The sequence below is a fragment of the Schaalia sp. 19OD2882 genome, from assembly GCF_018986735.1.
Lineage (GTDB): Bacteria > Actinomycetota > Actinomycetes > Actinomycetales > Actinomycetaceae > Pauljensenia.
Map to the genome: position 1 here is coordinate 2,185,274 of NZ_CP065521.1, position 19,805 is coordinate 2,205,078.

Here is a 19,805-nt window from a genome sequence, read left to right on the forward strand (position 1 = left end):
TGGGTGCTCGTCAAGGTATCAAATAGGTCAGACAACTGACAAAGATGCTGATGAGGTGGGTGCCGATGAGGCCACCTCACACCGACGCGGAGGCCCCCCAGGTGACCAGGGCCTCGTTCAGCCTCGCCCAGTTCTCCTTGTGCCACGGGCCGAATGGCTCGGACCCCAGGAACACCCCGGCCATGTCCCGCTCCGGGTCGACCCACAGGAAGGAGCCGGAGACCCCGAAGTGTCCGAAAGTGTGCGGGGAAGCCGTCGGTGCCGTCCAGTGCGGCGACTTTCCTCCCCTGATCTCGGGGCCCAGGCCCCACGGGCACGGAGTGTGGCGCCCGTAGCCCGGCACCACTCCCGCAAGCTCCGGGAACTGAGGCGTGAGCGCCCGGGCGGCCAACTCCGGGCCCACCAGTTGCGGCCGGGCCAACTCGGCGGCCAGGGCCAGTAGGTCCTCGACGCTGCCGCGCCCTGAATGCGCCGGCGAGCCCTCGACACTGGAGGAGCTCATTCCCAGCGGCTCCAGGACGGACTCTTCAATCCATCGCGTCACAGGAGCACCCACGGCGTCCTCGACCACGCGGCCCAGCACCTCGTAGCCCGCATTCGAATAGATGCGGCGCACACCCGGCGCCACCTGCGGCTTCTCGGAGTCCATCGGCAGGCCGGAGGCGTGGGCCAGCAGGTGAGCGACGGTGGCACCCTCCGGTCCGGCAGGGGTGTCCAGGCGCACCAGCGCGCGTCGGACGGCGACCAGGACCGCCCAAGAGGCGATGAGCTTCGTGACGGACGCCAAAGGGTGCACGGCCCGGGTGTCTCCCACCCGCAGCAGCACCTCTCCACCCTTCACGAGGGCGTAGGAGTGGGTGAAGGGAATCTCCAGCGGAGCGACCCACTTGGGGTTCACGGGCGCATGTCCTTGTAACGACGCAGTGCCTGGGCGAAGACTTCGGCCACGTCGGAGGGGACCATGGCACCCAGGTCCAGGATGTACTCCGGCGGCAGCCCCATCGTGTGGGCCATGACCGCCAAGTAGTCCGCCACCGAATTCGTCTCGGCGGTGCCCTTCGGGTAGCGGGCCTGCACGGCAATGCCATTCCATTCGCGCAGGGCCGCATCCGCGATCGTCACGGGATTGATGGGGAAGGAGATGACGCCCCGTTCCTGCAGGGAGCGAATCTCACGTTCGATGAAGACACGGGTCTCGTGGAAACGGTAGTTGGCGTGCTCGTGGGCGGGGTGCTCCGGCCAGGCGGCCTCGACCGTGATGACGATGCCCAGGTCCCGCAGCAGCATGGCCTCGGGGTGGTTGGACATGCGCATGACCTGGATGGCCCACTCCAGGACGGATTTCACCCGCAGGCCCTTTTCCACCAAACGACCGGTGCGCTCGTCGATGTCGACGGCGAAGATGCCGACCATGTCCTCGTAGCGTTTGACCACTGCGGTGAGCAGCGCTTCCTTCGAGGGGAAGTGGTAGATGACTGCCGGGTGGGACACCCCCACCGCCCGGCCCAGGTCTCGCAGTGAGAAGCCACGGAAGCCGCTCTGCGCGATGAGGCGCATGGCCGCGACGAGGATCGCGTCACGCGTGGCAAGCCCGGCCGAATAGGCACCGCGCACGCGCTTGTCAGAGGCCATGGCCCATCCTTCCTCCCGGTTCCTACCAGTGGTGTGATGAAGACTGGCCCAATTGTCCCACGAATCACGCACGGTCACGACCATCTGATCGGCCTCGGCCCGTCAAATGCGGGTGGAGTGCCCGCCCTTCCAGGCACGCACTCCACCCGATCGGTCAGTGGGCGAGGACCAGTCCCGCACCATCGGGATCCACGTCGACACGCAGAGTCGTCCCATCCTCGACCTGGCCCGACAGGAGCAATGTGGCCAAGCGGTCCCCCAACTCCCTCTGGACGGTGCGGCGCAGCGGACGCGCCCCGTACGCAGGGTCGAATCCGGTGCGCACCAGCCACGCCTTGGCCGCGTCGGAGACCTCCAGGCGGATGCGCCGCTCCTCCAAGCGGACGCCCAGGTCGGCGACCGTGAGGTCCACGATCCGGGTGAGTTCAGCCGAGCCCAGCGGATGGAAGAACACGGTCTCGTCCAGGCGGTTGAGGAACTCCGGCTTGAATGCCGCGCGCACCTGTGCCATGACGGACTCGCGTTTGACGGACTCCTCCAACAGGGGGTCCGCCAGGAACTGCGAACCGAGGTTCGAGGTGAGCACCAGGATGACATTGCGGAAGTCCACCGTGCGCCCCTGACCGTCGGTCAGGCGTCCGTCGTCCAGGACCTGCAGCAGCACGTCGAAAACCTCCGGGTCCGCCTTCTCGACCTCGTCCAGCAGGACGACGCTGTAGGGACGGCGCCGCACCGCCTCTGTGAGCTGCCCACCCTGCTCGTAGCCGACGTATCCCGGGGGCGCACCGACCAGGCGGGCCACCGAATGCTTCTCGGAGTACTCGCTCATGTCGATGCGGACCATGGCGCGTTCGTCGTCGAAGAGGAACTCCGCCAAGGACTTGGCCAACTCGGTCTTTCCGACGCCGGTGGGCCCCAGGAACAGGAAGGAACCTGTGGGTCGGTCCGGGTCGGCGATCCCTGCCCGCGAGCGCCGCACGGCATTGGCCACCGCCGTGACGGCCTCACTCTGGCCGATGAGGCGCCGCCCGATGACCTCTTCCATGTGCAAGAGCTTCTCGGTCTCGGTGGCCAGCAGCTTGCCCACGGGGATGCCGGTCCAGGCCTCGACCACTTCGGCGATCTCGGTGGGGCCAACCTTCTCGGCGATCATCGGCGGCTGGGCCGCCGCCCCGTCCGTGGAAGCGTCACCGCAGGAGCCACCGGCCTCTGCGGCCTCAGCCTGGGCGATCTCCCGCTCGACTGCGGGGATCTCGCCGTTCTGCAGGCGGCCGGCCTCCTCCCAGCGGTTCTCGCGGATGGCAAGTTCCAGGGCGGTGCGCAACTCGTCGAGTTGCACACGCAGGTCACCGATGCGGTTGTGTCCGGCCTTCTCGGCCTCCCACCGGCTGGTCAGGGCGTTGAGTTCCTCCTGGGCGTCGGCCAGGTCGGCGCGCAGTCTCTCCAGCCGGTCGGCAGCGGCCTCGTCCCTCCCATCCGGGTCGGATTCGGCCAGGTAGGACTCCTCCATGCGCAGCCGGTCGACCTGTCGGCGCAGGACGTCGATCTCGACCGGGCTGGAGTCGAGCTCCATGCGCAGGCGGGACGCGGCCTCGTCGATGAGGTCGATGGCTTTGTCAGGCAGTTGGCGGCCGGTGATGTACCGGTCGGACAGGGTCGCTGCCGCAACCAGGGCGCCGTCGGAGATCGTCACCTTGTGGTGGGCCTCGTACTTGGGGGCGATACCTCGCAGGATCGCCACCGTGTCCTCCACGGAGGGCTCTCCGACGAAGACCTGCTGGAAGCGGCGCTCCAGGGCGGGGTCCTTTTCGATGTTCTCTCGGTACTCGTCCAAGGTGGTGGCGCCGACCATGCGCAATTCACCGCGGGCCAGCATGGGCTTGAGCATGTTGCCGGCGTCCATGGCGCCTTCGGAGCCACCGCCCGCACCGACGACCGTGTGGAGTTCGTCGATGAAGGTGATGACCTGACCGTCGGAACGTTCGATCTCGGCCAGGACGGCCTTGAGGCGTTCCTCGAACTCTCCGCGGTACTTGGCGCCCGCAACCATTCCGGTCAGGTCCAGGGCAATGAGCTTCTTGTCCTTGAGGGAGTCGGGGACGTCCCCGGCGACGATGCGCTGGGCCAGTCCTTCGACCACGGCGGTCTTGCCGACGCCGGGTTCGCCGATGAGCACCGGGTTGTTCTTCGTGCGCCGGCTGAGGACCTGGACGACACGGCGGATCTCTGTGTCGCGTCCGATGACGGGGTCCAGTTTGCCTTCACGGGCCACTTCGGTGAGGTCCCGGCCGTACTTGGCAAGGGCTTCGAAGGTGCCCTCCGGGTCGGGGCTGGTCACGGGATCGGGGCGCAGTCGCTCCAGGGCCTGCGACAGGGCTTCCGGGCTGGCTCCGGCATCGGCCAGGATGCGCCCGGCCTCGGTGCGGGTGGCGCCGGCCAGGGCGATGAGCAGGTGTTCGGTGGAGACGTACTGGTCGCCGTGGGCCTGGGCCCGTTCCTGGGCGGCGTGGACGACTTCGGCCAGGGCAGGGTCGGTGCGCGGTTGGGTGGCGGCCCCGTCGATGGTGGGCAGGGCGACGAGGGCGCTGCGGGTGCGCTGACCGACCCGGGTGCGGTCGGCGCCCACGGCTTCGAGGAGGGACAGGGCGATGCCTCCCTGCTGTTCGAGCAGGGCGGAGAGCAGGTGGAGCGGCTCCACCTGGGGGTTCTTCGCGGCGCGCGCCTGGGCGATGGCGCCGGCAATGGCCTCTTGGGCCTTGGTGGTGAGTTTGTCGGTCATGTGTCCTCCATGTGCTGGCTCCGGGCCCGTGCGGCCCTCTTGGGCCGGGTTCGGGAGGAGCCGGGTGGGTAGATGTCTCGCATGGTGGCGCCCGTCCAACCGGGGCGGGGCCACATACTGTCACCAGTACCAACGTCAATGACTTGAGTCTATTCCACTCAACTTTCGGATGCCTTGCGGAGCCCGGGCCCATGACACGGTGAATCTTCACGACTATCCTCAAACAATCAATGAAAACCGGCTTGCCGCCATTACCTTCAGGACACGATGAAACTCACCCAGCGGATCAGTGCAGCCGCCACCGCCCTCGTCCTCGCCACCGGTCTTGCCGCCTGCGCAGGACAGTCCCAGGAATCCTTCTCCACCGAAGTTCCGCCCACCCCCGCCGGCCACACGATGATCACCGCCAAGGGCAGCAGGATCTCCTACGCCGTACCCTCGGACTGGACCACCTTGGAGCGTGCCGACACCCGAGGATTCGAGGAGGGCGTGCAAAAGTACGCCAAGGAGATGCACCTGGACCCGTCCACGGTGCGCTCCTCGCTGCGTGACGCAGACACATTCTCCTGCGCGCCCTTGACCGACGCGGCCGTCCTGCGCGCCTCGGTCCTGGCGCTCGCCTCCACCACGGACGGCACGAGGATGCCGACCGAACAGGAGGCCAAGCAGGACCTCGACGAAGGCTCGACATTCCTCTCCTACACGAGTGTGAAGACCTCCAATGGCGAAGGCGCCGTCGTGGCCACTCAGGTCCACCCGGGCGAGGGCGCCACCGGGCCGGCCATTTCCCACCAGCGTCTGCTGTTCCTACCGGTGGACGGCAAGACCGCATCAGTCGTCGTCAAGGCGGCCACGGCCGAGGAAGCCGATGCCCTGGCCGACGCGATCGTCGCCAGCGCGAATTGACTGTTCCCCGGACTTCGCGGACCCGGATGGAGCACGCCGCCCGCACTCACTGGGTGCCCACTGGATGGTCGGGACCGGCTTCCGGATGGTCGGGACCGGCCTCGGTCACGGGCCTGACCGGAGCCTCCGGAACCTCGGGCCACGCGACCGCTCGGGCACTGCGCGCCACCGCCTTTCGCAGAAGGATCTCGAAGGGGCCGCGCGTACGACCCGTGGATTCGAGCCACACGCAGACCAGGGCAATGACCGCCCACACGACCACGGCAATGGCCATGGCGGGGAAGTCACCGACGGCGCGCACCCCAGCCAGACCCATCACGCCCAGGATCAGCGCAAACAGGACGCTTTGCAGCAGGTAGGCCGTCATGGACTTCATTCCCACGGCCGAGAGGAAGCGGCGCCAACCACTCAGCTGCGGCACGGCGGGCCCGGCCAGAACCAGGAACAACGCCAGCCACCCCAGTGCGCCGGGAAGCCCCGACAGTTCGTGCAGCGGAATTTCCACAGGGTGCCCGACTCCCCCATACCTGCGGCGACCAGACCTTCCGGGAGTCCTCCCAGGGCTGTCAGCGTCAGTCCGACACCCGCCGTTGCCCAGAGCAAGGACCTGTGACGCTGCGGGTCGGAGACGATGTCGGTGGTCGCCAACCAGGCGCCGATGAAAGCGGCGGGAACGATGAGCGTGCCAAGGATCGACAAAGGCTGGATGGAGAGCCACAGGCCGACATTCGACAAGGGCCAGGACCACGTGAGGCGCTCGGTGCCGCCCACTGCCCCACTGAAGTCCACTCCGAGCTGCCCCCCGTAGTGGGCGAATGAGACCATCAGGTAGGTGAGCACGACGGTTGCGACGATCCCGATGGCGGTCATCCACCGGAAGTGGCGTCCTGCCAGCAGTACCCCGAAGACCAGGGCGACCAGGGCGTAGGTGCCGATGATGTCACCGGGGAACAAGAGCGCATGACATGCCCCGAAGAGCAGCATCCACCAGCCGCGGCGGGTGACCAGGCGCCTGGCGTCCAGCCGCGCTTCCTTGCGGATCGCCTCCTCCCAGGCGGCGCGCTGCTCGAGGGGCAGGCCGGGGGCTCGCGCGTCGAGCTGCGCGATGCGCGAGCGTTCGTGTGCGGCCGAACGTCGCAGGACCATCGTCATCAGGCCGTAGCCGAAGAGCAGTGCGAACAGCGGGTACGCCCTGTGGTCGACCAAGGCGCTGCGCACCACCACCCACCACTGGTCCAACACGGTGCGCTCAGCAGCCTCAGGAAAGTAGGCGATCCAGGCGGGGACGTTGGCCACCGCAATGAGGATCAGCATCGCCCCGCGAGCGACATCCGGGGCGGGGTGGCGCACCCCGGAGGCGCCGGTGAAGGACTGGGACGAGGACAGGGGCCCAGAGGTCATGGGAACATGGTGCCAGCTCCCGGATGTGGGCGCCGCGTGTTTCCATGGAGGCATGACGCAGCACTTCCACACTCCGTCCTCGTACCCGGCGGCCGGCCCCGGTGTGGCGCCTCCCTCGTCGGAGGGCGGGTGCAAGACCGACGACAAGCACGACCCGGCCCAAGCGTGGTCGAAGAACCACCCGGCCCCCGCCTGGCTTGACGAGGTCGACGGGCGACGCGCAGCGGACTGGGTGCGTGAACGCAATGCGGAGACCACTGCGGAACTGGAATCTGCGCGCCGTCGTGACCTGGAGCGGCGCATTCTGGAGGTGCTCCAGTGCCCCGACCGCATCCCCCATGTGGTCGTACGCGGGCAGTGGGCCTACAACTTCTGGACCGATGCGGAGCATCCGCGGGGCCTGTGGCGGCGCCAACCCGTGGAGGACCACTTGGCGCACAGCGACCAGTGGGAGGTCCTGGTCGACGTGGACGCCCTGTCACGCAGCCAAGGGCGGTCACTGGTGTGGCACGGCGCGCAGGTTCTGCGGCCCGACCTGGACCGGGCTCTTGTGGACCTGTCGGAGGCCGGGCAGGATGCGGATGAGACCCGCGAATTCGACCTGGTGACGAAGCAGTTCCTTCCTGCAGCCGACCCCTCCGCCTTCTCCCGGCCGGCGGCGCGCGGCGGGCTCGGGTGGATCGACCGCGACCACGTGTGGGTGAGCACGGACCTGGGGCCGGGCACGACCTCGTCCTCGGGACACCCCTTGCAGGCGCGGATCGCAGTGCGCGGGCAGGCCCTGGAGGATGCACGCGTGGTCGTCGAAGGGGCGCCGGATGACCTCGGGGTCTTCGTCGGACACGACCCCACCCCGGGTTTCGAGCGTTCCGTGGTGCGGGTCGCCCACGACTTCCTGCACTCCACCACCTACCTGCTGTCCGACCCGTTGGATCCCGAGGCCCGCCCGGTGGCCCTGGAGGTGCCCACGGATGCCTCGGTCAGCCCATGGCGCAGGTGGCTGCTGGTCCACCCGCGTGAGGACTGGGAGGTTTCGCCCGGACACGTCCACCGCGCAGGAACACTGGTCGCCTTCGACCTGGAAGACTTCCTGGAGGGAGGCCGCATCGGGCAGGAGCTCTTCACCCCCGACGCGCACACGAGCCTGGCCGGGTGGAGCGCCACGCGCGCTCACCTCGTCCTCACCCTCACGCGCGACGTGGTCACCCACCTGGTCACCTGCACTCCTCCGGAGAGTGCGTCCGAAGGGGCCACGGGTGCCGGAAGGACCGCGAGCACCGGCGAGGACGGCGCGAATGCAGCCACTGCCGACCTGGCCGGGCGGTGGACCTGCAAGGACCTCACCCTGCCGGACCTGCCGGACCTGGACATTCCTCCCTTGGTGACCATCTCGGCCAGACCGGTGGACCCTTGGGCCGGGAACCGGCTGTGGCTCACGGTGTCGGGATGGACCACACCCACCACATTGTTGCTTCTCGACCTGGACGCGCAGTCGGCGCAGGTCAGCGGTGCCCGGATCATCCACCGGGCGCCGACCCTCTTCGACGCCACCGGAGTCGAGGTTTCGCAGCACTTCGCCACCTCGACCGACGGCACCCGGGTCCCCTACTTCCGGGTCGGGCGCCCCGGAGCGGTCAATGCGCCGACGGTGCTGCACGCCTACGGCGGCTTCGGACACACCTTGGTCCCCGGCTATGCGGCAACCGTCGGGCGGGCCCTGCTCGAACACGGGGGAACGTGGGTGGTGGCCAATGTGCGCGGCGGCGGAGAGTACGGGCCCGCCTGGCACGAGGCCGCCCGCGGCCCAACCCGGAAGGAACGCTCCTACGAGGACGTGGAGGCCGTCGCCCGCGACCTCGTGGCCACAGGGGTCACCACCCCCTCGCGCCTGGGGGTCGAGGGCGGGTCGAATGGTGGTCTCATGGCCGCCAACATGTACGTGCGCTGCCCGGACCTCTTCGGCGCCGTCGTCAGCCAGGCACCACTGATCGACATGGGGCGCTACCACACGCTGTCGGCGGGATCGTCGTGGATGGCCGAATACGGCGACCCGGACGATCCGGACCAGTGGGAGCACATGCGCCGCTGGTCTCCGATGCACCTGTGGGACCCCGGGCGCTCGTACCCGCCGATCCTCCTGACCGCCTCAACCCGGGACGACCGGGTGCACCCCGCCCACGCGCGCTGTTTCGTCCACGTCCTGCGTGAAGGATTGACCGACGCCCTCTACGTGGAAAACGTCGAGGGCGGGCACTCGGGCGCAGCCGACGCCCCGCAACAGGCGTGGATGTCGTCGCTGGTGTGGGAGTTCTTCTGGTGCACTCTCACCTGAATGCTGCACGCCGGCGGGCGCGGTTGACCCGACCGATGCGCACCACGCCCCACACCGCCAGGGCGAGACCGAGCACCCCGATGACGGTCGCGCCCACCAGGGCGCCACCGACCCACCTCTGCGCGTCGGTGTCGTCAGGCACCCCCGTGCCGATCATCGTCACCTCCGCCGGCCCCTCGCAGGTCACGGTGTACTTTCCGGCCTCCAGCCCTCGGGCGACGAAAGCGTGGGTCGGACCCGGAACCGGTTCCATGTCGCGGCTGACGCCCTCGGAGCCGGTCAGGCGGCACGCCGAGACCGCACTGTCCATGGGGCTCAACAGGTACGCTTCGCCCTCGGCCACCGTCACCGTGTCACCGCTGCGCACTTCGACGGCATGCTCGGCGGCCTCGATCAGACCGGGCGTGGCCAAGGCAAAGGAGAAGAGGACGATCGGGGCCACCACGAAGGCCACCAGCATGCCGATGACGAAAGCGGCAACTCCCGGGCCGCGGCTCGGAGTGGCAACGCTCGGCTGAACCGTGCTCGGCGGATGTGGCCCGGCAGCGCCCTGCGCCCTTGGCACCCTGCGGACACCGGGTGCGTCCTGTGCAGGAGATGCGCCCCATCCTTCGGGCGCCCCGTGAGTCTGCGGTGCGTTCGGTGAAACGGCGGACTGACCCGCCACCGGCCAGGACGGGCGGCGTGTGGCCGAAGGGTCCAGCTCCCCGTACTGGGGCCACGGGGTCTTCTCGCTCATCGTTCCTCCATGCCGTTCTCACCCAAGGCGTGGACCGCTTCACTCACGCGAGCGCGGGCCTCCTCCAGGCGGGGCCCCTCGCCTTGGCCCGTGGCCAGCGCCTTGACCACCGGCCACACTCGCAAGTCATCACCCGGGTTCCACCACACGGTGACCATTGTGGGGACGTACTGCGCCTTCGTCACCTCGAAACGACCATCCGCCTTCTCGGTGAACTCGAAACGCGCCGTCACGCCCTCGTACGCACGCGGCCGGGAGGTCTCGTGGTTGGCCACCATGTTGCCCAGCCCGTGGACCACCCACTTTCCGTTGATGCGTTCCCACGGCTGGACCACGTGCACATGGTGTCCGTAGACCAGGTCGACATCCGGTGACGCGGTCAACGCACGTGACAGGCTGATCTGCTGCTCGTCCGGCATCATCTCGTACTCCTGGCCCGCATGTACCGCGACCAGGACCACGTCTGCCCCGGCCTGGCGCGCCGCCCGGGCGCGAGCCAGCAGGTCGGCCTGGTCCAGCAGCGCCACCGACCACTCGCGCCCTTCGGGCAGGGGGATGCCGTTCGTCCCGTACGTTCCCGAGACCACCGCGACCTTGACCCCATTCTCCGTGGTGACGATCGTCGGTCGAGCGCGCTCCTCGGGCGAGCGGAAGGTGCCGGTGTGCGCGACACCGACCCGGTCGAGTTCTCGCAAGGTGGTGGCAAGGCCCTCCCACCCGCGGTCCAGGGAGTGGTTCGACGAGGTCGTGCACAGGTCCCAGCCGGTGTCCGCCACCGCGTCGGCCACCTGCTGGGGTGCGCCGAAGACGGGGTAGCCGGTGACGTCCTCACCGTCGGGGGCGAAAGGCACCTCTTCGTGGCAGATTGCCACGTCGGCGTCTCCGATCAGGGGCGCCATGTCCTGGAAGAGGTGGCGGAAGTCGTAGGGGCCCGCGCCGGTGCGGCGCGCCTCGGCCTCGGCTGCAGCAATGACGTCCGTGTGCCACAGCAGGTCGCCGCTCATGACGACGGAGAATGTGCGCGCTCGGAGTGCCGTGGGCCCGGAGGGGCCGCCCTGCGGCCGGGGGTGTTCTCCCGGGGAGCGGGGCGAGACCGCCTTGCCGTCCGAAGCCGACATGTCGCCGCCGGCCACTTGGGAACATGCGGTGGCCAGCGCCAGACAGGTTGCCAGGAGCAGGGCGGTGGTCGTGGTTCTCACGCGTGCCATGTGGCTTCCTTTCTGCGGTTGGTGCCCTGCGTCGGGCCGGTCGCGCCCAGCCGGTCCCATCCGGGCGACTACTCGCGTGGAGGTGTTGCCGCCGACGCCAGGCGTTCGCGTCGCAGGGCCTCAACCCCGGGGACTTCCAGGGGCTCCAGGTCCGTGTTGGTGGCTCGGCGGAGCAGCAGGTCGGCCAACTCGGGATTTCGCGCGAGGACCGGCCCGTGCATGTAGGTGGCGATGACATTGCCCTGGACCACGCCGTCGTGGCGTTCCTGTGGGGCGGCCGTGCCTTCGGGCACACCGTTGCCGGTGCCGATGAGCACCCGCCCCAGGGGCTTGGCGTCGGGGCCCAGGACCGTGCCGCCTCCGTGATTCTCGAAGCCGGTGAGCTTCTGGGTCAGCCCCTCGACCAGGGGTTCGGTGACCAGTTCGCCGATGGAGCGCAAGCCCTGCGGGTCCGTGGTCACGTCCAACAGCTCCAGGCCGGCCACGCGCCGCCCTTCGGCGTCGCGGTACCAGCGCCCAAGGACTTGCAGGGATGCACAGATGGCCAGTAGCGGGGCCCCGCCCTCGACCCCGCGACGAAGGCCCTTGTCACCGCGCAGCTTCGCGGCGGCCAGCGACTGGGCGGTGTCCTCGCCCCCGCCCAGCGTGTACACGTCCAGGTCGGAGGGGATCGGGTCGTCCAGGTCCACCATGACGATCTCGGCGGCGATCCCGCGGCGGCGGGCGCGTTCACGCAGCACCACGGCGTTGCCGGTGTCCCCGTAGGTGCCCAGCACGGTGGGCATCAGCACGCCGATGCGCAGCGTCGACTCGTTCATCGGCGGTCCTCCTTGGCCTGACGCTGGTCGAGGATCTTCTTGAAGTCCCGCAGCGAGGTGTAGTTGAGCAGCATTTCGACCTTGCCGGGCTCCAGGGCGGCCAGGGCGTCCATGGGCAGGTCGACCAGGTCACAGTGGATGCCCGCGTACTCCAGGCGCACCGCCAGGTCGGCGCCGCGTTCACCGCAGGCGACGATCCGTCGGCCCGGCACACCGCCCAGCAGTTCGAAGTCGACGTCCCACAGCCACGACAAGTCGGTGCCGTCGGGCACTTGGCCGTTCACGCCGACGACGACCTGGCTGACTGCCGGGTCCAGCATGGTCATGGCCTCCTGCCATCCGGCAGGGTTCTTCGCCAGCATGATGCGGGCCTTGCGGCCCTCCACGTCGTGAACGGAGTAGCGTCCGGCCACCTCGGAGACGGTTCCGACGGCGCGCGCCGCATCGGCGGGGTCGATGCCCAGAGCCACTGCGGCGGCCACGGCCTGAGCGGCGTTGCCCAAATTGACCCGGCCGGGCAGGGACAGGGCCAGGGGGACACTCACCCCGTCCGGGCCGCGCAGGGTGGCTGTCGGGCCGGGGGCGCCCTGCGGGGTCAGGTTGACGTCTTCGAGCCACCAGTGGGGTTCGGGCCGGCGGTGGGTGGCGGCAGGTCGGGGGTCGCCATCGCCCACACCGGCCCCGCCCTCGTCAGTGGTTGCCCCGCCTTCTTCGGTGCCGGACGCGCCGTGGCCATGTCGGACGAACCACCCGTCGGGCCCCTGAGCGACCTGTCCGCCACGCGGGAAGGCCACCGAGTCCTGACCCCAAGACGCGCCGGCCGCCACCCACACGACCCCCGGGGCGTCCCATGCGGCTGAGGCGATCAGCGGGTCGTCACAGTTCGCGACGACGACGCTTCCTGGGTTCTCGGTGACGGCACGGCGCAGGCGCTTTTCCACCGACCCGATCTCGCCCACACGGTCCAGCTGGTCGCGTGAGAGGTTGAGCAGGACGAATACGGCGGGGCGCACGTCGGCGGCGACGATGGGCACATGCATCTCGTCGACCTCCAGGGAGGCCATGCGCGCATGGGGGTGGGCCATGAGGGCCGTGAGGACTCCGGAGGGCAGGTTGTCGCCATTCGTGTTCGAGGCGACCTGACCTGCGGCGCCCAGGGCTGTGCGGACCATGCGGGTGGTGGTCGACTTGCCGTTGGTGCCCGAGACGATGACGCAGCGACGGCCTTGGGCCAGGTCGGCAAGGACGGCGGGGCTCACTTTCATGGCGACCTCGCCGCCGATCATTCCCCCGGAGCCGCGGCCAAGGGCGCGAGAGGCGGCGGCGGCGGTGCGCCCGGCGGCGACCGCCAGACGGGAACGCAGGGGCATGGTCGCGGGCGCGCGGGAGGCGCCGGACTCGGAAGACGTCATGGGGACAAGGGTAGTCGGCCCTCCGCCCTTGCAGACGCACGGGCCCGGGGGCACAATCGGCCCACAGCGTCGTCCAGCCCGGGAGGTCCTCATGCGCCGCGCCCTTCCGTTCATTGCCACCGCCGCCGTTGCCCTTGCTGCTGCCGCGGGACTGTGCCTGACCGGGTGCGCAGGTGCGGGTGGGGATGGTGCCTCGTCCGCCTCCGGTGCGGCATCCGGGGACCAGTCGGCCAGTGACTCGGCGCCATCGCCTCGCGCGGGCCAGTCGGGCGAGGCCGACGTGGGGCCGTCCGTTTCCGGGACACCTGTCGATCGCGCCCAGTCGGGGGGCGAGGACGGGCCGCTGGTGGATGGGGCGGCGTATGCCTTCGCCTCGCAGGGCGCCGCCTCTGGCCGCAGCGGGCACTGGTTCGCCAACACGGACCACACGCTGCGCTGTCTCCTGCTGGCGCAGCAGGACCCACCGAAGTCCACTCTGCCGGGCATCCACTGCGACTTCGCCTCGGAGTTCCCTGTGACGGCGGCGGATGCGGCTGCCGCCAGGTGTGAGGAGAAGGCCGGCGCTTTCAAGGGCTGGAGTGCGTGGGTGGACCCCGCGGGTGTGCACCTGGGCGCCTGTCAGTCGGATGTGCCCATCGGGGTGCTGTGCACTCAGCTGGAAGCCGGTTCGCAGTACTGCAGGCGGGAGTGGGACCAGGTCCCCGTCCTGCCCGACGGCATGTCCTTGGCAGGAGACGCCGGCATCTGCGCTGCGCGCAACGGGAGGTTCACCTGCACTTTGACTTCCGGGGCCACCATCGAAGTGGGCCCGGGCCACGCCGTTGAACTCCGGGGGGTGGGTGGCGACACGAGCACCGGAACGACGGGATCGGGGGGCACTTCAGTCAATTGAGGGCTGTTTTTTCCAGGTCGATGTGGGCTCACACCTGACAACCGATGCCGACACCCCATCGAGACGCATTCAGCGGGAATCTCAATTTGAAGCAGGAATTGCCGCACATCCCACTGGCAGTATTTCAAGCATCACCACAGCCCATTCCCACCGAATGGCGGATAAGTCACCCTTCCCTTTGATAGACTTCCGCTCGCTTGAGGACGTGGCGCGCACCGGCTGGGAATCAGTCACCCTTCCCTTTGATAGACTTCGTAGGGCCTACAACCCACAGCCCCCAGAGCTGGGAATCAGTCACCCTTCCCTTTGATAGACTTCCTTGCGGGCCGCCAGCACGCGCCGCTGCGCTGGGAATCAGTCACCCTTCCCTTTGATAGACTTTGACCTGGTCGCCGGGATGCTCCTGGCGGGCTGGGAATCAGTCACCCTTCCCTTTGATAGACTTCAAGTCCGACTACGCGCTTGGCGCGACCGGCTGGGAATCAGTCACCCTTCCCTTTGATAGACTTCGCCTTGCGCGCCGCTGGACGAACCTCAGGCTGGGAATCAGTCACCCTTCCCTTTGATAGACTTCGAGCGGTCCTCCGCTCGGCCTCCTGATGGCTGGGAATCAGTCACCCTTCCCTTTGATAGACTTCAGATCATCATGTCACGCCCGCACGACCCGCTGGGAATCAGTCACCCTTCCCTTTGATAGACTTCCGGCACGCGAGCAGGCGCCGGTTGCCCTGCTGGGAATCAGTCACCCTTCCCTTTGATAGACTTCGGCGCAAGTATCCCCACAAGGTCTCCTTGCTGGGAATCAGTCACCCTTCCCTTTGATAGACTTCTCCCTCATCGTGGACTCCGAAACCGGCAGCTGGGAATCAGTCACCCTTCCCTTTGATAGACTTCCAGGAGGTGACCTACTGATGGCAACCGCGCTGGGAATCAGTCACCCTTCCCTTTGATAGACTTCTCGAAACCACCATCGACCTCATCCTCGAGCTGGGAATCAGTCACCCTTCCCTTTGATAGACTTCTGGCACCCCCGGGAACGGCTTGTTTCCGCCGTTCCTGGGGTGTCTGACGTCAGAAAATCAGGAGCTGCTCCGGCTGCGCGGGCTCCTCCCGACGCCTCGTGTTGTCGAAACGCAGTCCCGTCGCCCACTGTCGATCAGTCAGGTAGAGCACCCGCACCTGCCCTCCTGCTGGCAGGTGCGCCTGAAGCGCCCGGATCGTACCGTTGTCGCGTGCGCCAGTCGGCCAGTACTTCACGTAGACACTGAACTGCACCATGCTGAAACCGCGATCGATCACGAAGTGCCGGAACTGCGACGCCTCCCGTCGCTGCTCCTTCGTCGTCACGGGGAGGTCGAACATGACCAGACACCACATGGGATCATCAGCCACTGGCGGCATCCATCGACATGTCGTCCGAAGGCCCGCGCCAATGCGGGACAGCGAGACGCTCGACCTCTCCCTCACAGTACTGGCCGAACTGCTGCGCAAGCGCCAAGAATGCGGAGGGAACAGTCAAACCATCCGACCCGAAGGCTCGCCCAGCTGCTGAAACCAATGCGCGTTTCACCTCGCGGTCCGAGGGATCAGCATCGCTCGACAACCGGAACACCACATCGTCCACCGCTGGCCGGAACGGCTCCATCAAGTCATCCACGAGTGCAAAGCCGTTTGACCGACCTCGATGGAAGATCCCGAGTGCTGGGAGCATGCCAGCCGCCAGCACCGCACGAACACCGTGCCCTCGCAGAATCGCATACCCATAGTCAAGACAGCCATTCCAACCTGGCCCCGCGCGCGAACCGGGGTCGCGATGCTGCCCCTTGTCCATGAGTCGAGTCCAGTAGAGTCGAGCGGCTTGAGCTTCCAGATTGCCCGGATCTCCTGAACGTACCTGAGCGGCAAGCGCAGTCAACTCACCACAACCATCCGCCCCCAAGTCCTGGAGAACCTGAGCTTGCCCCTTGATCTTTGCCGAAACGATCCTGCCCCACGCGTTCTTGCGTCGCGGCACTGTCAGCCCGGTCTGGGCGCGTTGTCGAGCACCCACCCTGCCATTCGACGACCAGGAGTAGGCGGCACCTTCAGGCACGCCACGCCAGTCGCAGAACAGCACTGGAACACCAGCGGATGACAGGCGATGCACGACTGCCGCGTCGAAAGCGACCTTCACACCGACCATGACGACAGCGATGTCCGCGACAGAAACCTCGACAGGTTCACTGTCCGGTGCCTCCACGAGGATCACACCACGTTTCGTACTCAGCTGCCCCTCGAACTCGGTGAGATCGACAACCCTCCACTGGTTCGGCATTGCTCACCCAATCACTCCAGAGGATGGAAGACCACGCCTACTCGAGTACCTCGGCTGCCCAAGAGCATTCCGACGAATGACCCGCACCTCCTGACCACCAAACAGCTTGTTGACAGCTGGTCTCCAACCTTGACCCGAAAGGAGTTCTCGCACACTCTTCGAAAACTTCTCAGCCGCCTCCCCCTCGGCCGAAAGCACTCGCGGCCGAAGACGAATTATGGCTTGATCTGCAAATCCCGCAACCCGCCACCTTGTGCACTGTGGATACTCCTTCATGAAGTCCGCAATCATGCCCGTCGTGAATCCGGTTGGCGTCACCTCCAGCTCATCGCCCTCAACAAGCCACCCGACTTGCTCCGCAGTTCCATTGGCAAGTGCCTGCTTGACCTTCGGCTCTGCGGCTCGAACAGAGACGGAAGACAGTGACAAGGGCGCGGAGAACAGATCCTGCCCACGAAGCTGCGCCACATCGATCTGGTACACCCGGACCATCCCGTAGGTCGGCTTCTTCGCCCCAGTCAGCTTGTAGATCCTGGCGTGATGGGCACTCTCGCCCAGCAGCGCGTAACCGCCACGCACCGCCACACAAGCCGCGGCGGTTGGGAAGAACTCGATCGTGTCCGCTGCACAAACGCGTCTGCCGTTCAACTTGATAAGGCGATCTGGGTCTGCGGGCAGGCCCGTCTTCGGGTCGAACGCCGGATGCCGGGTCAACGCGGTCCACAGTGCCGGCGTGGACGCTCGCTCGATCAGCTCAGCAGTGAGTTCTGATCCCAGGGGGCGACGAAGCAGTTTCCTGACCTTCGCGTCATGGACTGCGCCACTGCCTGCCCGAAGCCGAATGTTCTCATGGATCGGAATGGCGTCTGCAGTGATCGCCAAGTTGAAGAGCTCCGAAGCATGAAGCATGCGCTCTTCCCAGCGTTCCCACTGCGCGCAGGATGCTGCCTCCGCGCCATGGAAGGACTTCCAGGTCTCCTGCTCACCGGTCACCCGTTGCGCATTCCTGAGTTCCATCCGCAAAGCGATGGTGCGTGCCACCGATCGGTTCATCAGCGCGATCGTCAGAGCATCCATTGCATGATGACGACGGTCGAGTCTGGTCTTGCCGCCCGAACCGATGAGATTCACCCGCCCTTCGAAGCCACTTGCCCTACGGGCCTCAGCAGTCAGCGCACCTCGATAGACACACACGTCGACGTTCTCACCACTCAGCTTGAAGCGGTGCTCGATACGGAAGCGCAACTCGTTGGCCATCCAGGCGACAGACTCAAGTGAACGAGCATCGAGTTCTTCATCGGGCACCTTCACCTTCAGACGCTCCAAAACAGCGGCCTTCAGTCGCCCGAATGACTTGGGGCTCATGCCCGCGTCCCGCACCCACATGCGGACTCGCTGCTTCGCTTCCTCGACAGAGACTCCGACTGCCTTGTCGCCAGCAGCCCACACTGCGAAGGGGATCTTCCCCTTTGAATGATTGCAGCGCCGACAGACCGCCACAAGGTTCATCATCGTGTTCGAGGAAGCCCCACTGGCGCGGGGAACGATGTGATCCATTTCCATCGTCTGGTAGGTGATCGGGTCACCACAGTAGAGGCACTGACAGTTCTGGCGAGTGATGGCCTTGTATCGAATCACATCAGACCGACGCACTTTGCCGCTGATGTCCAGGGCCTGGTGCATCTCCTCCACCAGCTTCTCATTGGCCCGCTCACGCTTCAAACGTTCCTGGTTGGCCTCACGAACTGCCCGTTCACTCCCAAGTGCGTGACGAACGTGCTCGATGTTCACCGAGAGCGGAGTCCCCCATTGCCGAAGGGCTCCTTCCAGCCAACGACTGACCTGCTTCAGGACCCTGTCGACCGCAGGATTGCCGACAGGTTCACCGACATCTTCCGCCGGAGGCGTCCAGTCACTGGGGACCCCGAAGACCTTGCTTCTGGCTTCAGTGAGGTCACACCCTTCGCGTAGCATCGTCTCGGTCAAACGCTCCAGCGAGTCGACTGAGTATGCAGCACGCCCTTGCGGCAAAGACAGGTCGTCCAGCCGCGCCAAGTCTTCCTCGGAAGCCGTCTCGAACAGGAGGGCGCATTCATGGTCGAGTTCAGAGTCCTCGGACGACCCACCACTGGCCGACAGAAGGTCCACCAACGCGCCCCGTTGCACCTCCGATGCGGATGTCCACCAAGTTTCCAACCAATCGATTCTTGAGCCCATTATCACTTTGGAGGTGACATCAACTGGAGGACGAACCAGCGCCGGCTCCCCATCCGGCCCCTGTTTCGCCGTGCCCCGAAGATCGGTACGAACGATGCCCAGTTGGTCAGCCAGGTCTCCCCATGTGACCTCTTTGTCCACGCCCAGGATCAGTAGGTAGTCGACAAGACCGGCAAGCTCTGCCGGAGTCAAACGTCGTTCACTGCGCCCTTCTCGCACACGCAAGTTGGTCAGCACTGACACGATCCTGAAGCGCTGGAAGGTGGGGTGGGCCTTCTCCGCACGGCGGAGCCTTCCCTGCCCCGGCAGAGCGTCCTTGCCCACACGACCCGCTGCACTGCCTCTCGGAGACTTCGCATCGAACACCGCTCGGAGAACACGATTGGCCACCTCGTCCGAGATCTCCTGGACCTTGAACATGTTCAAGAGTTCTCGAGCGTTGTCGGACTGCATGAGCTTGCCCGAGAGGATCCCTTCGGCCCCACGAATCTTCCCCGTGGGACAGGACTCCACGTACTGATTGATGACCTGCCCGGGCGATGCGTCATCGGCGACCTCCTGCTCAAGGCACTTCGCGACACGCTCCCGCAAATCGACCAGCTGTTGACTGTCCGGAGCAGGCGTCAGCAAAGATTCGACCCGGGAGTACGGGCTGCGCCAGCCTCGATGGCGCGCAATGTGACGAACGGCGATCGACAGGGCGCACAGCCGCTCGCCTTGGTCCTCGAATCGCCGGTCGAGGAGCAGCGCCCGTGTCCGCCAAGGCAGAAGCGGGTCCTGCTGTTCGGCAAGGTCGATGATCGGCCAGCCAAGGGACTCAAGCAAGCGGTCCAGTGCCTCCAGGCGCCGGCGGCGAGTTCGGATGAGCCTTCGAGTCCGCCGGGCGACGCCTGAGACAGCCTTCCGTGTCTCCGCGCGCTTGTCCCCCGATGGGTCAATCCCCGAATCATGGATGAACACCATTGAATTCAAGAGAGAAATCGGGCGGTCGTCATCGCCCACTTCCAACGCACAGAAACCTGTGGAGTGGGTCCCCACATCAATGCCCACACGATACCGACGGGATGATTCAACGCTGATCTCAGTCATGGGGTTGATCGTCGCACATGACGCCCACAACAAGGGTTGGTTGTGCAACAAACGATGTACCGGGTG

Annotated in this window: 15 protein-coding genes and 1 CRISPR repeat array; of the genes, 3 read left to right on the top strand and 12 right to left on the bottom strand. The window is 66.8% G+C overall.

Features of this window, described 5'->3' with window-relative positions; genetic code table 11:
- Positions 1 to 76: 76 nt before the first annotated feature.
- From I6B53_RS09540 to I6B53_RS09545, 3 genes are all read right to left on the bottom strand, one after another.
- Positions 77 to 841, bottom strand: coding sequence for a serine hydrolase (locus tag I6B53_RS09540; RefSeq protein WP_253954025.1), 765 nt, complete (start codon positions 839 to 841; stop codon positions 77 to 79).
- 53 nt (positions 842 to 894) lie between these two features.
- Positions 895 to 1,632, bottom strand: coding sequence for a TetR/AcrR family transcriptional regulator (locus tag I6B53_RS11120; protein WP_253953859.1), 738 nt, complete (start codon positions 1,630 to 1,632; stop codon positions 895 to 897).
- Between the two features lie 154 nt (positions 1,633 to 1,786).
- Complete coding sequence (locus I6B53_RS09545) at positions 1,787 to 4,411, bottom strand: ATP-dependent Clp protease ATP-binding subunit (RefSeq protein WP_216763998.1); 2,625 nt, start codon at positions 4,409 to 4,411, stop codon at positions 1,787 to 1,789.
- A gap of 267 nt (positions 4,412 to 4,678) precedes the next feature.
- On the opposite strand from I6B53_RS09545, the gene I6B53_RS09550 reads away from it, so the two are divergent.
- Positions 4,679 to 5,317 (top strand): hypothetical protein, encoded by a 639-nt coding sequence (locus I6B53_RS09550; RefSeq protein WP_216763999.1) that lies wholly within the window; start codon positions 4,679 to 4,681, stop codon positions 5,315 to 5,317.
- Positions 5,318 to 5,363: 46 nt separating this feature from the next.
- On the opposite strand, the gene I6B53_RS09555 is transcribed toward I6B53_RS09550, so the two are convergent.
- Positions 5,364 to 5,822, bottom strand: coding sequence for a DUF418 domain-containing protein (locus I6B53_RS09555; protein ID WP_216764000.1), 459 nt, complete (start codon positions 5,820 to 5,822; stop codon positions 5,364 to 5,366).
- Positions 5,726 to 6,718: a DUF418 domain-containing protein gene (locus I6B53_RS09560; protein ID WP_216764001.1), complete on the bottom strand. Its 993-nt coding sequence runs from the start codon at positions 6,716 to 6,718 to the stop codon at positions 5,726 to 5,728. Before I6B53_RS09560 ends, I6B53_RS09555 begins: the two co-directional genes overlap by 97 nt.
- 52 nt (positions 6,719 to 6,770) lie before the next feature.
- Here I6B53_RS09560 and I6B53_RS09565 point away from each other — a divergent pair, with 52 nt between their 5' ends.
- Positions 6,771 to 9,050, top strand: coding sequence for a prolyl oligopeptidase family protein (locus tag I6B53_RS09565; protein WP_216764002.1), 2,280 nt, complete (start codon positions 6,771 to 6,773; stop codon positions 9,048 to 9,050).
- Here the strand turns inward: I6B53_RS09565 and I6B53_RS09570 are convergent.
- The 4 genes from I6B53_RS09570 to I6B53_RS09585 form a co-directional block, all read right to left on the bottom strand.
- The gene (locus I6B53_RS09570) at positions 9,043 to 9,789 is read right to left on the bottom strand and encodes a hypothetical protein (protein WP_216764003.1); all 747 of its coding nucleotides are present in this window, start codon (positions 9,787 to 9,789) and stop codon (positions 9,043 to 9,045) included. The genes I6B53_RS09565 and I6B53_RS09570 overlap by 8 nt on opposite strands.
- Positions 9,786 to 10,997 (bottom strand): CapA family protein, encoded by a 1,212-nt coding sequence (locus tag I6B53_RS09575; RefSeq protein WP_216764004.1) that lies wholly within the window; start codon positions 10,995 to 10,997, stop codon positions 9,786 to 9,788. Before I6B53_RS09575 ends, I6B53_RS09570 begins: the two co-directional genes overlap by 4 nt.
- Positions 10,998 to 11,065: 68 nt before the next feature.
- A complete protein-coding gene (locus I6B53_RS09580; RefSeq protein ID WP_216764005.1) occupies positions 11,066 to 11,815 on the bottom strand; it encodes a type 1 glutamine amidotransferase in 750 nt (249 codons plus the stop codon).
- Complete coding sequence (locus I6B53_RS09585; RefSeq protein ID WP_216764006.1) at positions 11,812 to 13,227, bottom strand: MurT ligase domain-containing protein; 1,416 nt, start codon at positions 13,225 to 13,227, stop codon at positions 11,812 to 11,814. The genes I6B53_RS09580 and I6B53_RS09585 overlap by 4 nt, the downstream gene beginning before the upstream one ends.
- Positions 13,228 to 13,318: 91 nt before the next feature.
- On the opposite strand from I6B53_RS09585, the gene I6B53_RS09590 reads away from it, so the two are divergent.
- A complete protein-coding gene (locus tag I6B53_RS09590) occupies positions 13,319 to 14,119 on the top strand; it encodes a hypothetical protein (RefSeq protein WP_216764007.1) in 801 nt (266 codons plus the stop codon).
- 154 nt (positions 14,120 to 14,273) lie between these two features.
- Positions 14,274 to 15,141: a CRISPR direct-repeat array (repeat unit 36 nt; unit sequence GCTGGGAATCAGTCACCCTTCCCTTTGATAGACTTC).
- A gap of 49 nt (positions 15,142 to 15,190) precedes the next feature.
- Here the strand turns inward: I6B53_RS09590 and cas2 are convergent.
- Genes cas2 through cas9 form a run of 3 tightly spaced genes read right to left on the bottom strand, consistent with a single transcriptional unit; the run spans position 15,191 to position 19,739 of the window.
- A complete protein-coding gene (gene cas2 / locus I6B53_RS09595; RefSeq protein ID WP_216764008.1) occupies positions 15,191 to 15,511 on the bottom strand; it encodes a CRISPR-associated endonuclease Cas2 in 321 nt (106 codons plus the stop codon).
- Complete coding sequence (gene cas1 / locus I6B53_RS09600) at positions 15,504 to 16,433, bottom strand: type II CRISPR-associated endonuclease Cas1 (protein WP_216764009.1); 930 nt, start codon at positions 16,431 to 16,433, stop codon at positions 15,504 to 15,506. Before cas1 ends, cas2 begins: the two co-directional genes overlap by 8 nt.
- 3 nt (positions 16,434 to 16,436) lie before the next feature.
- On the bottom strand, positions 16,437 to 19,739 hold the full coding sequence (gene cas9, locus I6B53_RS09605) for a type II CRISPR RNA-guided endonuclease Cas9 (protein ID WP_216764010.1): 3,303 nt from the start codon (positions 19,737 to 19,739) through the stop codon (positions 16,437 to 16,439).
- Between the last annotated feature and the right edge of the window lie 66 nt (positions 19,740 to 19,805).